Genomic DNA, 14461 nt, shown 5'->3' with positions numbered 1-14461 from the left:
TCGTGTTTAAAAAGTAAAAACCTGTGCTCATCGGTTAAAAGCAAACTGCCAACTAAGAACTGCCAACTGAATTGTCTGCTCCTTCAACCTTCTTCTTCTTCTTCTTCTTTGGTCTTTAGTCTTTCAGCTTCCACTTTCTTTGTCCGCTTTTTGTCCGCCCTAAAATCTTGGTTTTAAAGCTAGAAGTGGTCAATTTTATCCTATGCCCCAATCAAAAAACTACAAATGGATAATCATCATTATGCTTATTGCATTAATTGCAATGTGCATAGTGTGGTGGTTTTTTGAACGACGCATTACTCAAATCTGAAACGCTATGAAAAAACTGTTACCAATAACTTTGAAGATGCAAACACACATGTCTAGTGGTTTTCTTAATCCCTTACGGAAGCTCATTTTGCTCATTTCTTTTTTGCTAGGTATGCTTCCTGCATATGGACAGGTTATTTTTTTCGAAGACTTTGATCATACCAACGGGCCAACAGCAGGAGGTGCTGGAACCTATGTTTTCCCAAGCGGTTGGCTATTATTTAATCTTGATGGGCGCACTCCTAACCCAACGGTGAATTATGTAAATCAAGCTTGGGAAAGAAGAGATGATTTTTCTCATTCTGTACTTGATTCAGCGGCTTTCAGTACATCTTACTACTCGCCGATAGGGCAAGCAGATGATTGGATGTGGACGCCTGAAATAACAATTCCCCTTACATCAGGTACAATCCGATTAAATTGGAATGCAGTTGCCCAAGATCCAGTTTATCGCGATGGATATGAAGTAAGGATCATGGCAAGCCCTAATGTGCCTACCGGAAGTTATAGTAATCTTTTGGGCGCTTCTGTTCGGGTATTTTCTATTGCAGAAGAAAATTCTTCTTGGACTAATCGTGAAATTGCACTTGATGCGTATAAAGGTCAGAAGATTCGCATTGCCTTTCGAAATAACTCGGTGGATAAGTTTCTGCTATTGATTGATGATGTTAAAGTAGAGGAAAAAGCAGTTCCCTATACTCCTCTAATTGCTCCAAATGCAAACATTGTATATGTTAATAGAGCTATAAATAGCGGAAGTGCTAATGGTAGCAGTTGGGCTAATGCAGTTCCTGAATTAGCCGATGCACTTAAATTTGTCAAGACCAACAATGCGGTAGCTACGAATCCACAAGTAACCCAGATTTGGGTAGCGAAAGGGACTTACAAACCTCTATATAGCCCAGCGGATAACAATTTCGGTAACCCGGCTACTAGAGATAATTCGTTTCTTTTAGTAAAAGATGTAAAAATTTATGGCGGTTTCGACCCAGACAATGGTATTAACAACTTGGCAAACCGCAATCCAAAATTGGCAATTACAACGCTTTCTGGAGATTTTAATGGTGATGATGTAATTTCAGGGTTTGGCAGTACACTGAGTATTATAAATAATAGCGAAAACGCTTACCATGTCCTTATTAGTGCAGGTACGGTGGGTACGGCGCAACTTGATGGCTTTACGGTTAATGGCGGTAATGCAAATGGATTCAGTGGTTTAATAAACGTTAACAGTCAAGCCATCAGTAAATTTAGCGGTGGCGGGATGTATAACAATCTTTCTTCTGCAAACATTAATCAATGCACTTTCTCGGGCAATAATGCTAATTATGGTGGCGGGATGCTTAATATCACTTCTTCGCTAATTATAGACCAATGCAACTTCTCTGGTAACAGCGCTATTAGTGATGGTGGTGGGATGTATAATTCGGATTCATCTCCAATTATTACTCTTAACATTTTCTCTGGTAATATAGCTAATAATAGAGGCGGAGGGATGTATAATTCTGTTTCTTCGCCCAAATTGTTCAATTGTTTGTTTGCTAAAAATAGCTCACCAAATACCAGTGGAGGGGCAATATGGCATAACGACGGTGTAAGTGCGCTATTACAAAATTGTACTATATATGGCAATAGTGCCAATGGTGGCAATACAGGAGGACTGTACGTAGAAAATGGTAGATTTATTGTGCAAAACTCATTACTTTGGGCAAACCAAGGGTTACAATACTTAACTGCGGGAGTTGCTATCATCACTCTAAATAATAACCTTATTGATGGTAAGACCAACACGGTCAATGGGAACATTAGTGCCACAGGCATTACCACTGCTCAACTTTTTACCGATGCCATCAATGGCGATTACAGCCTCAAATTTAACAGCCCAGCCATAGGTGCAGGTAGTAACAGTTTGTACGAAGCTGCCGATGGCAATACTGGGAACAGCAGTCTGACCACTAATAAAGACCTAGCAGGCAACTCACGTTTAAAAGGAACAAATATAGACCTAGGTGCTTACGAGTTGCAAAGCCAACCGCAAACCATCAATCCAACAGCTAATATTACCAAAACCTACGGCGATGCCAATTTTGAACCAGGTGCAACTTCAACCTCTGGTTTAACCATAAGTTATACCTCTGCAGATAACAGCATAGCCGAAGCCTTTCAAGATGCAGTAGATGGTAACAAATGGAAAATCAACATTAAAAAAGCGGGTACAGTAAACATTACAGCAACCCAGGCTGGCAATGGTAGCTACGACCCTGCAACACCTGTGGTTTTTAACCTAATCGCCAACAAAAAACCAGTAACCTTAGCTTTAACTTCAGTCACGATAAGCAAAGAATACGATGGCAATATTAATGCTACTATTACAACAAGTGATTTGAGTTTTGTTACGGGCAGTATTGTAGGTACGGATGATTTATCTATTTTATTAACCAGTACCACAGCTAATTATGATGATAAAAATGTGGGTGTTAACAAAGTAGTAAACATCCCACTGGGTAATTTAAATTTAAACGGAACAAGCGCAGGCAATTACAACATTGCCAACACAACAAATATCATTGCAAATGTTGGCACAATAACACAAAAAGCTTTAACTGTTAAAGCCAACAACCAAACTAAAACTTATGATGGTGCACCTTATAGTGGTGGCAATGGCGTTGCCTATACTGGTTTCGCCCTTGGAGATAATGAAATTAATGCACTAAATGGCATATTGGAATATGAGGGCACATCACAAGGTGCAATAAACACTGGCAACTATACTATTGTACCAAAGGGTTACACTTCTAATAATTATAACATTACCTATACAAACGGAAATCTATTGGTAACTGCCAGTATTGCAAATGTGCTCAGCTTTAATGCACAAACGGGAGGTACTACAATATTAAAAACTTATGGAGATGGTAGTATCAATGCATCAGCGGTGGCCAGTTCTAACCTTGCGGCAAGTTACGGAAGTAGCAATACCGCAGTTGCTAGTATTAATGCACAGGGTCAAGTGGAAATAAAGGGAACAGGAACCGCTTTGATTACAGCTAGCCAAGCTGGAGATATCAATTTTCAGCCTGCACCCACAATCAGTTTTACGGTACAAGTAAATAAGAAAACACTTGATGTAAAGGCAAATGATTATAGTAAAACATATAACGGAATACCATATTCTGGTGGAAATGGTTTAAGTTATACAGGTTTTGTGTACGGAGAGAGCAGTACTGTGCTTGGAGGTACTGTAATTTATACTGGCACATCTCAAGGTGCGGTGAATACTGGGAATTATCAAATTATCCCATCGGGATTAACGGCTAACAATTATGATTTGAACTATATAGCCGGAACATTAAATATCATTCAATCTGGTAGCAATGTAATCACCTTTAACAGCCAAATAGCGGGTTCAAATTTAAATGTAACTTATGGCAATGGAAACATTGATGCATCGGCAGTTGCCACATCTGGTTTAACAGTAAGCTACCAAAGTAATAACCCAGCTGTAGCACAGGTGGCAGCCAATGGAACAGTTACAGTGTTAGGTGCAGGAGTAGCCATGATAACGACCACTCAACCAGGCGATTCCAATCAAGCTGCGGCAACGCCAATCAGTTTTACTATTAACGTGGCTAAAAAAGGGTTGACGATTACTGCAAACAATGCCAACAAGGTTTACAATGCACAGGCTTATGCAGGTGGCAATGGTGTAAGCTATACAGGTTTTGTAACAGGTGAGAGCCAGATAAACTTGCAAGGCGTATTAAGTTACACAGGCATGGCAATAGGGGCAACAACTGTTGGAAGTTATTTCATCAGTCCGACAGGCTATACCTCAAATAATTATGCTATTACTTATCAGGATGGAAGTTTAACAATAACTAAGGCTGGTTTAACAATTACCGCAGATGCAAAGAACAAAACATACGGTGACAATGAGCCTGCATTTACCTATACAGTTACTGGGTTAATTGGTACAGATGGAGTAACCGGGCTTCTGGTAAGAACGGCAGGTGAAAATGTAGGTAGTTATGCAATCAACCTCGGTAGCTTGACTGCTGGAGGCAATTATTCAATAAATTATACGCCAGCAAACTTAAGCATCGGTCAAAAGACCTTAACCATCACAGCAAACAATCAGTTCAGAACTTATGATGGAACAGCTTATATTGGTGGTAACGGGTTGAGCATTGCAGGTTTTGCCAATGGCGACAATGAAACCAATTTACAAGGTGCAATAGTTTACAGTGGTACAGCACAGGGAGCTATAAATACAGGTACATATACCATTATTCCATCAGGGTTAAGCAACGTAAACTATGCCATAGCATTTGCAAATGGAACACTTACTATTGGCAACAGTTTAGATAATACGCTTAGCTTTAATGCACAAACTGTTGGTTCAATAATTAATAAAATCTACGGAGATGCGAGTATCAATGCATCAGCGGTGGCGAGCTCTGGTTTACCAGCGAGTTATCAAAGCAGCAATACAGCTGTAGCAACAGTGGGTGCCAATGGGCAAGTAAACATTGTTGGCGTGGGAACTGCTGCCATTACAGCAAGTCAACCAGGTAATAACAATTATATTGCAGCAACATCAATCAGTTTTGATATTATAGTGATCAAAAAAGTACTGACTGTTAGTGCCAATGATTTTACTAAGATATATGATGGCAATGCCTATAACGGTGGAAATGGGGTATTATATTCGGGTTTTGTAAATGGTGAAGGCACAACAGTATTAAATGGTAGTTTAAGTTATACAGGCACTGCTCAAGGTGCACTAAACAAGGGTACTTATACCATTATTCCAGCGGGATTAAGTGCTAACAATTATAACTTTAATTATGTAGCAGGTACATTGAGTATCGAAGCATCAGGTAATAACGTAATCACCTTTAACAGCCAAACGGCGGGCGGTACAGTAAGTGCTATTTATGGTGATGTGGCAATCAATGCTAAAGCAGTTGCCACATCAGGTTTGGGGGTAAGTTATGCAAGCAGTAATCCTCTAGTGGCTTCGGTTGATGTAAATGGATTAGTTAGGATTCTTGGTGCTGGAACATCGATTATAACGGCAAGCCAACTGGGAGATGCAAATCACCAGCCAGCCACATCAATCAATTTTACGCTAAATATTCAGAAAAAGGCATTAATCATAACGGCTAATAATACCAGTAAAATCTATGATGGAATTGCTTTTACTGGAGGCAATGGTATCAGTTACCTTGGTTTTGTACACGGTGAAAACGAGCAATCGCTTCAAGGTAGCTTATCTTATTTGGGTACAGCACAAGGGGCTAAAAACGTAAATAGCTATTTTATTGTTCCAAGCGGTTATGCCTCAAATAATTATGCCATAACTTATCAAAGTGGAAGTCTAACCATTACAAAGGCAAGTTTAAATATCATTGCTCAGGCCAAATCTAAAATCTACGGAGAAGCGGATCCGTTTTTAACCTACGCAGTTACAGGGTTAGTTGGAACGGATGCGATTTCTGGTTCTTTAGCTAGGGTTCCAAGTGAAAACGTTGGTGATTATGCAATCAATATGGGTTCGTTATCTGCAAGTCCGAATTATACAATAAGCTATAATGGTGCTAACCTAACAATTATAAAAGCACTTTTAACAGTAACTGCCGAAAATAAACAGATCTGTCAAAACAATGGCCTTCCAGTATTTACAGTATTGTATACTGGCTTTAAGTTTGGAGATAACGCAAATAACTTAAGTATTAAACCTACAGTCTCAACAGCTGCAAATAGCAATTCACCTGCCGGTAATTACCTTCTAACACCAACTGGTGGATTATCTGCTAATTATAATTTCAACTATGTTAACGGAAGCTTTATTGTTTTTCCAACGCCGGTTCCATCCATAACAAACAATACAACGAACAATGTAAGTAAAGGTGAGACCCTAGTGTTAACGGCCAATGGTGGCACATCTTATACTTGGGCTAATACCGAGGGAATTGTTTCTGGCCGAAATACGGCGGCACTTACCATCCGTCCAACAGTAACAACAACCTATACTGTGACTGTGAGTAATGCCAACGGATGTAGCGAAGCATTGAATTACACGGTAGAAGTAAGAGACGATTTCCAAGCGATTTCTGCGACAAATATACTAACACCAAATGGTGATGGAATAAATGATTTGTGGGTTGTTAAAAACATTGACATGTACCCAAACAACGTGGTTACCATTTTTGATAGGGCTGGAAGAATCCTATTTACGCAAAAAGGTTATCAAAATACTTGGGATGGAACCGTAAATGGTTCTTCATTAGCCGAAAACACCTATTACTATGTCATAGATTTTGGCACAAACAAATTAAAACAAAAAGGTTATATCACTTTAATTAGAGAGTAAGATGAAAAAATATAGAATAATTGTACATGTTATGACATTAATAATGCTGTCATTTCAAATTTCAAAAGCTCAATTAAATCCGCTATCGGCCCAATATTATAATAACCTTTACCTTGCTAATCCGGCTTTTGCTGGTTACGAAAAAGGGCTTACGGTTAACGCTGCCTATAAAAGGCAATGGGGAAGTATTCCGGGTGCTCCAATAGTACAGAATTTAACTGTAGATTATAGCAAGAAGAAGGCTGCAATGGGATTGAATGTTAATTTTGATAGGGCTGGGCTACAGCGTCAATCAAGGGTAGTAGGTACCTATGCCTACCATCTTCCCCTCAATAGCCAAAACAGCGAAATGCATTTTGGTGTTTCTTTGGGCTTTATGAACCAGAGGCTTGCAAATAGTGATATCATAGGAAATGGCAATGATCCTCTCGCTATGGCTTATAATCAACGCCAAACCTACATAGATGGTGATTTTGGAGTAGCCTACACAACACAAAGATTTAAGGTTGAGGCTGCGGTACCCAACTTGAAAACATTTTTTAAGAGAGAGGAAATCCAATTGGCAAATGTAGGTACTTTTTATACTGCAGTGAGTTATAAGGTAGAATTAAGTGAGGGAATAGACGGAATGGAACTAGAACCAAAATTTGCTTATCGTGGCTTTAAAGGGGTTGATAATATATGGGACTTGGGAACTCAATTGACATTAGCCAACAGACAAATCATGTTAACAGGAATATATCACAGTGTAAAATCTGCAAGTTTTGGGCTAGGTCTTGATTACAAGAGGAAGTATCTTATCAATGGCTTTTATACTACGCAGACATCGTCATTAAATTCATACAGTAATGGCACTTTTGAAATTAATGTAAAGGGACGATTTTAACCTTGCCCTTTGGGAATACTTGATAAGTCTTAGCGTCTCGCTAAGACTAGAGTTTCTAAATACTAGAAAACTAACTGATATAATCCCTATCCTCATCACTCAATGAGCTTTTGTTTTCTGGTGCTTGGTAACCTTTTTCAATCTCTGTATCGTAACTGCTTACAGTTTTTTTAGGTCTGCCTACTATAAATCCTAAAATAAAACCCACAAGCACACAAATTCCTATTACTAAAAGTTTAGAGACAGGAACTGGAGCGCCAATAAGGAAATCGAAATCTACTGCGTCATTATTAATGACTAAAAAAGTGGTTAATAATGCAGTAATTACAATGATGATTATGGTTTTTGCTTTCATTTTATATGCTTTTAGTTTCCTTCGGGGTTAAAAACTGTAGTTAAATGTAAATTCTAAGATAGGATTTTGATTATAGATTTTATTTACAAAAACCAATCGCGCACCCAAATCTATAACAGGTTGATAGCGCAATAAGTTTACATTACTACGTAATTCTAGTCCAAAAGTTTTAGGTTCAGTTAAATTTGTTTCATTACCTATGTTTTCATAATGACTAAAAAAACCACCTCTAAAATTTCTGATGTAAGCTAGAGAGCCAATCTCAGCATCTGGAAAAGCAATTGGGAAACGGTAATTGAGCAATAATGTGTTTCTTAATAAACTTTTGGCTTTAATCTGTCCATAGCCGTAAACTGTGCTTATTTCGTTGTTAAATCCTAATGAACCACTACTTTCTTGGTAATTAAAACTTGCAGTTAATGAATGGTTTTTGGCAATACCAGGGAAATAGAACGTGCTTTCAAATGCCATTAGATCTCCAGTTAATCTTTTGTCAAAAGGTTGATTAAAATAGCTGAAACTTATGGATTGTGCCCATTTTGGCGCCACATCTCTTTCTGCCATACGAACGCTATGGCTAAAGCTAATTTTGTAGCTCATGGGAAATTTTAAAGTTTTGCTAAATAAGAGTGCTTCTTTTGGGGCGAAATTTCTTTGGGTATAGCTTGTTCCTATCTCACCTAAAAAACCATAATTATGATTGTAGGCGTTAATGCTCAAAGGTAAAATTGCTTTTAAGTCAATAAAGTTTTCGCGCCAGCTAGCTTCATTAATGTTGCTTCCCGATCTATAGAAACCCATCCTTGGCCGATTTCTAAAAACTGCACTTAATATCGGATAGAGGCTTTTATAGGTAAAGCCAGCATTGTATTCGAATTTCCTTAAATTGCTATGGTAGCTCACCCCAGTAAAAAAGTCCATGGTATTTAGTAAGTCATTAGACTTAAGTTGTAATCCCACTCTATCGTCGTCGTCAACTGTTGGACTAATGCTATGGAAATTGAAAAGGTGAGCTAATGGTCTGTATGATTTTGAAGTATAGTCTTTGCTAGGGATGTCATTGAAAACGTTACCTGTATTTTCTTGTCTTTCTGCCGCCGCTCCAAAATAAACAAAGTTGTTTTCTTGAATTGTTTTTGGATTGATGATTGTTTTGGCAATATCATACCCCATTAGCCCGTAGTTATTGAACAAAATAGATTTTCCATCAAGGGCTAAACTTGGATTAAAAGCGCCGAATTTTGACGCCGTGAGAGCGCTTATCTTTTTATTTACAACATCTACTTCATAAATATTGTCAACTCCGCTTGTATGGGCGTTAAATGCAATTTTATCATTAAAAAATATCGGTCTACTTAATTGTTGATTTGTTTCTGGAACCAATTTGGTCAATTTCTCATTTTCAACGAGCCATAATGCTTTTCCTTTTTCGCTAACGCTGATGTAGGAAATTTTAGAACCATCAATATTTAGAGCTGGGGTTTGTAAAATTAAATTTCCTGGATTTGGAATGGTTTGTGTAATTTTTCCATCTTTCGGATTTATAATGACAAGGTTTGATTTATTACTTAAGTCGATTTGAACTGCAGCTATTTTTTTTCCATCTCCAGAAATGCTAGGAGAGAAAAGTCTAGTTTTGAAAGTTATTTGTGTTTTTGCCTTTGTTGCAAAATTATAACTGCAAATTACGCTGTAACTCCTTTGCTTATATCTAGGGTCATATCTAATTTCATCCCAAATTAAAATTCCGTTGTTATAACTAAACCAAGGTTGTTCTTGATAAGCGATTTTAAACAGCCTCTCCTCGCTTTTGTCGGCATTAACCAATACAAAGCCCGGGGCTTCTCCTTTGGTCTGTTTTAAGGCTAGGATTTTGCCTTCTTCAATTTCTGTAGGTAAAAAGTAATTGCTGGCATATTTTGCAGAGCGATTTAAACTTAAATAGTTTTCGCTTTCAGTTTGCCCAGCTTGTTTCTGCCATTCATTTTTAAGTTGCATAGCCGTGTGCTCATAATAAGTTTTTGTATTTTTGCCGGTGTACTTTTTTAGGCTTTGCGAGAAAGGATACAATCTTAAAGGTCTTTTGTTGATATCTGTTAAAAGGCTGTCTGAAATATTTCTTCCAAATTCTTCCCTAAGTTTAGAAACCATTAAATATCCCAGCTGATAATAGCCGGCAGTTACATCTTTGTTTGAGCCAAAATAGCTTTTTGAATAGCTGAAGTTTTTGCCACTAAGTAGGGAAGTTCTGAAAGGCATAATCCATGAAGGTTGTCTGCCGCGACCCGCATTAGTTAACGAAGTTTCTATGCTTACCGCATCGCCTTCAAAAAACCAAGTTGGGATAGCGGCGCCTAGGTATGCAAAATAAATTTCTTCTGGAAAGGGGTGAGCTTTGTTCCCGATTATTTTGTCAAACTGGGCAACGTGTCTAAGTTCATGAACAGCCAAATTATTAAGCCAATCTTGACTGTCGAATTGCTGCGGAGGAGTGGTGTAAAATTGAGACTTTTTTGGAGCCAATTGAACAAAGCCATTTGCAATTGATCCGCGGTTCTGAAGTACGATTGGGATGCTTGTTTTTTTACTACCTAAACTCTGCCCAACAGAAGGGTAAATTTTGTTAATGGTATTGGCCGTTCTTTGAGCTTCATTTTCGAATTCGGTAGGGTAGATGATGGTAAAGCCATTTGCCTTAATTTGTTTCCATTTTACACTAAGTGGGCTTTGCTCACTATCGAAAATTTGTGAAAAACTGCTTATTGAAATAAAACTTAATGATATGATAGTTAAAATACTGATTTTCAATTTACTATAGTAGTTATTTAATATCATAACTGAAGAGTGCTAAAATTGTTAGTTTTTTATATTTTAAATTTGATATTTTAAGTCTATTATTTATTTAATTTAAAACATATAAATTATTGATTTGTAATGCTATATATTAATTATATAAATGGGGTAATCTTTCTTATATTCATAATGTTTATTCGTTTTTTAGCTGATAAATCTTAAAATTTACTTCGCTAAGCTTTGTGTATGAATAACGAGGTTAAGATACACTAATTCCATTGAATTCTAAGTAAATTTTTTCTTCACAATTTTAAAATGTATGCGATATGTGTTGATAATTCGGAAACTCTTGAACTCAATATTCAATGTAAACTAGGTGAATTTTTCGGTAATTTTAACCTATTTAACCCCTGCTTTTAATAGTGTTTTAACATATGAATTTAATAGAAAAAATGCAGTGCTTTTACGTTCCTATCTGGTGGTTTTTTGGATGGATTTAGGGGTGTTTTTTTACCACTATTTTAATGGTATTATTAGGTTGAATTTCTATCCCCTACCCTATGGGAGTGCAGACAGACTAACTGCGATTTTTACGCTTTTTATAGATGGGATAAATGAATACGGCTGCTAATATTAACAATGATCCTAAATAGAAACCACCAGTCATTTGTTCTTTTGTACCGAATAAAATATAGGCTAAAACGATGCCATATACGGGTTCAAGATTGGTTATTAAAGCTACTCTAAAAGCAGAGAGTGTTCGCATAACTCCAACACCTGCAACATAAGCTAACGCAGTACAAATGGTGCCTAAAACTATTAGGTAAAACCAATCCAAAAGGCTTAAATTAAAGTTCTCTGTAAGTAAACTTTTGTCAAATAGACGGTATATTGTAATCCAAAAAAATGCACCAGAAAGTTCATAAAAACCTATAATACTAGGCTCTGTTTTTTGTACAAGTGTAGAGTTTATTGTAGAAAATACACTAGCGGCAACCGCTGCACAGAGACCGAAAATAATGCCAGTTGTGTATTTTGTTTCAAATTTAAAGATGAGATAGATCCCTAAAATAATCACTAGACCGATAAAAATATCACCTTTAGAGATGCTTTGTTTTTTAATTAATGGTTCAAGTATGGCTATAAATAGCGTTACAGAAGATAGGCAAATTAAGCTAACAGAAACATTTGCAACCTTTATGGCATGAAAAAAGAAGATCCAATGCATGGCAACAATGCTTCCTGTAAAGAAAAATTGTAGAAATTGTTTTTTGGTAATTTTAATATTAGTCTTGCTTAGAATGAAATAAGCAAATAAGCTTATACTAGCTATTAAAACCCTATACCATACCATTTGAACTGCATTGATGCTAATCAAAGCCCCAAGAATGCCTGTGAAGCCCCAAATAAAAACAGTTACATGCAATATAACTAAGTTTCTATTGGTATGTTTTACTGAATTGCCTGGATTTAATTCCATTATTTTGGTGCTCTTCTTAGTAAATACAGACCGAGAATACCGAAGAGAAGAGTAGGTAATAAAACGGCCAATAAAGGAGGAAATCCGCCTTTTGTAGAGAACATTTTCGCAAACTGATTGAAAACAATGTAGGCAAAACTTAAAATGATACCTACCCCTAAAGGTAAGCCAACACCACCCCGAACCTTACGTGAAGATAGGGCGACACCTATTAAAGTTAAAATAAAGGCCGAGAATGGATGAAACCATCGTTTATATTGCTCAAATAAAAGATCGCTCATTATCCCTGATCCTCTAATCTTTTCCTTGGTAATTTTATCAGACAATTCACGATTACTCATGCTTTCAAATACGTTTTGGTAAGCAGAAAAATCGTCTGGTCTCATGTCTAAAATGGTATCTTTTTGTAAAGAATTACCGTATACCATTACTTCTTTTAATCCATTAATATGCCTAACAGAATAATTAGTCATTTTCCAAACACGTTTTACTGAATCCCAAGCAATTTGATCTGCTACTAGCTTTTTCTTTAATCCATCACCTTGAAATTTATCTAACGAAAATTTGTATCCTATATTCGTCTTATTGTCGAAATTTTCAATATATATATACGTATTGCTATCAATCTTCATGTGGATATTAGCTTTGGTATAGGGATCGTTCTTGTTTACTACTTCATTTTCGAACTTATTTTTAATTCGATTGGTATAAGGTAAAACATAAAGATTAGATAATAAATTAGCAGAGAAAATGATAAAAGCCGAAATGAAATAAGGTCTTAAAAAACGATTAAAGCTAACTCCACCACTTAAAATTGGTACAATCTCAGTTTGATCAGCCATTTTAGCGGTAAAAAATATTACCGCAATAAAATTAATTAATGGGGACAGCATATTCACATAAAATGGAATAGAACCCGCATAATATTTAGTAAGAACTTGCCAAATTGTAAGGTTCGCTTCTAAAAAATCGTCTAATTTTTCAGATAGATCGAAAATGACAATAATGATTACAAACAAAACTAGCGTATAAACGAACGTACCTAGGTATTTGCCTATAATAAAACTATCAACAATCTTTAAACGTTGCTTTATGAAGTTCATTTACAATTTATTCCCTAATATAGTTACCATTTTGTTCTTCCAAGCGTAAAACTCTCCAGAAATGATTTTTTCTCTTGCTTCATTTACTAACCATAGGTAAAAATGTAGGTTATGTAACGTAGCAATTTGTGAACCTAACATTTCTTTAGAATGCATTAAATGTCTTAAATATGCTTTTGAATAGACTTTGTCAGCATGTAAATCACTTTCTGCATCAATAGGAGAGAAATCATTTGCCCATTTTTTGTTGGTAATATTAATCATGCCATTTCTAGTAAAGAGCATTCCATTTCTAGCATTTCTGGTAGGCATTACACAATCAAACATATCTACACCTAACGCAATATTCTCTAAAATATTTACTGGTGTACCAACGCCCATTAAATATCTAGGTTTGTCTACAGGTAAAATATTACAAACAACTTCGGTCATTCCATACATTTCTTCTGCAGGTTCGCCAACAGATAAACCACCTATTGCATTTCCTTCACGGCCCATAGAGGCTATAAATTCTGCAGATTTTACCCTTAAATCTTTGTAAACAGAACCCTGAACAATAGGAAAAAGAGTTTGGTCAAAACCATATTTGGGTTCAGTGGTATCAAAGCGATGGCAGCAACGTTTTAACCAACGGTGTGTCATATTTATCGAATTTGCAGCATACTTATAATCACAAGGATAAGGCGTACACTCATCAAAAGCCATAATAATATCTGCTCCAATAGTTCTTTGAATATCCATTGCATATTCTGGTGTGAATAGATGCTTGGAGCCATCAATATGTGATCGGAAGGTTACACCTTCTTCTTTGATTTTTCGAACTTTACTAAGAGAATATACTTGATAACCACCGCTATCTGTTAAGATAGGCTTATCCCAACCAATAAATTTATGTAAGCCACCTGCGGGCTCTAAAATATCTAAACCTGGTCTTAAATATAAATGATATGTATTTCCTAATATAATCTGAGCCTTAATATCATCTATCAGCTCTCTTTGGTGCACTGCTTTAACCGTTCCTGCAGTGCCAACAGGCATAAAAATAGGGGTTTTTATATCGCCATGCGCTGTTGTAATTGTTCCAGCTCTAGCTTTAGATAGTGGGTCGTTAGCCTGTAAATTAAATTTCATATGTGTGTTTAATCCTCTTCAAAAAATC

Annotated in this window: 7 protein-coding genes; 2 read left to right on the top strand and 5 right to left on the bottom strand. The window is 36.6% G+C overall.

The window, feature by feature from the left end; all coding sequences use genetic code 11:
• The first annotated feature begins 316 nt into the window (after positions 1-316).
• Together FA048_RS11455 and FA048_RS11450 are read left to right on the top strand one after the other, a co-directional pair.
• Complete coding sequence (locus tag FA048_RS11455) at positions 317-6685, top strand: MBG domain-containing protein (protein ID WP_136840944.1); 6369 nt, start codon at positions 317-319, stop codon at positions 6683-6685.
• A 1-nt stretch (position 6686) separates the two neighbouring features.
• Positions 6687-7571 (top strand): PorP/SprF family type IX secretion system membrane protein, encoded by an 885-nt coding sequence (locus FA048_RS11450; protein WP_136840942.1) that lies wholly within the window; start codon positions 6687-6689, stop codon positions 7569-7571.
• Positions 7572-7641: 70 nt separating this feature from the next.
• Here FA048_RS11450 and FA048_RS11445 read toward each other — a convergent pair whose 3' ends face one another.
• The 5 genes from FA048_RS11445 to tgt all read right to left on the bottom strand — a co-directional run bounded on the left by FA048_RS11445 (position 7642) and on the right by tgt (position 14433).
• Positions 7642-7926, bottom strand: a complete 285-nt coding sequence (locus FA048_RS11445; RefSeq protein WP_136840941.1) for a LapA family protein — start codon at positions 7924-7926, stop codon at positions 7642-7644.
• 27 nt (positions 7927-7953) lie between these two features.
• The gene (locus tag FA048_RS11440) at positions 7954-10761 is read right to left on the bottom strand and encodes a hypothetical protein (protein WP_136840939.1); all 2808 of its coding nucleotides are present in this window, start codon (positions 10759-10761) and stop codon (positions 7954-7956) included.
• 535 nt (positions 10762-11296) lie between these two features.
• Positions 11297-12199, bottom strand: a complete 903-nt coding sequence (locus FA048_RS11435; protein ID WP_136840937.1) for a DMT family transporter — start codon at positions 12197-12199, stop codon at positions 11297-11299.
• Positions 12199-13302, bottom strand: coding sequence for an LptF/LptG family permease (locus FA048_RS11430; RefSeq protein ID WP_136840935.1), 1104 nt, complete (start codon positions 13300-13302; stop codon positions 12199-12201). Before FA048_RS11430 ends, FA048_RS11435 begins: the two co-directional genes overlap by 1 nt.
• The gene (gene tgt / locus FA048_RS11425) at positions 13303-14433 is read right to left on the bottom strand and encodes a tRNA guanosine(34) transglycosylase Tgt (protein WP_136840933.1); all 1131 of its coding nucleotides are present in this window, start codon (positions 14431-14433) and stop codon (positions 13303-13305) included.
• Positions 14434-14461: the final 28 nt, after the last annotated feature.

It is taken from the genome of Pedobacter polaris (genome assembly GCF_005116505.1).
GTDB classification, from domain to species: Bacteria; Bacteroidota; Bacteroidia; order Sphingobacteriales; family Sphingobacteriaceae; genus Pedobacter; species Pedobacter polaris.
This window is presented reverse-complemented; position numbering and strand designations above follow the sequence as displayed.

Excerpts from the sequence above, each read along its gene's own strand:
- FA048_RS11455 (WP_136840944.1), top strand. The coding sequence starts at position 317 with ATGAAAAAACTGTTACCAATAACTTTGAAGATGCAAACACACATGTCT.
- FA048_RS11450 (WP_136840942.1), top strand. The coding sequence starts at position 6,687 with ATGAAAAAATATAGAATAATTGTACATGTTATGACATTAATAATGCTG.
- FA048_RS11445 (WP_136840941.1), bottom strand. The coding sequence starts at position 7,926 with ATGAAAGCAAAAACCATAATCATCATTGTAATTACTGCATTATTAACC.
- FA048_RS11440 (WP_136840939.1), bottom strand. The coding sequence starts at position 10,761 with ATGATATTAAATAACTACTATAGTAAATTGAAAATCAGTATTTTAACT.
- FA048_RS11435 (WP_136840937.1), bottom strand. The coding sequence starts at position 12,199 with ATGGAATTAAATCCAGGCAATTCAGTAAAACATACCAATAGAAACTTA.
- FA048_RS11430 (WP_136840935.1), bottom strand. The coding sequence starts at position 13,302 with ATGAACTTCATAAAGCAACGTTTAAAGATTGTTGATAGTTTTATTATA.
- tgt (WP_136840933.1), bottom strand. The coding sequence starts at position 14,433 with ATGAAATTTAATTTACAGGCTAACGACCCACTATCTAAAGCTAGAGCT.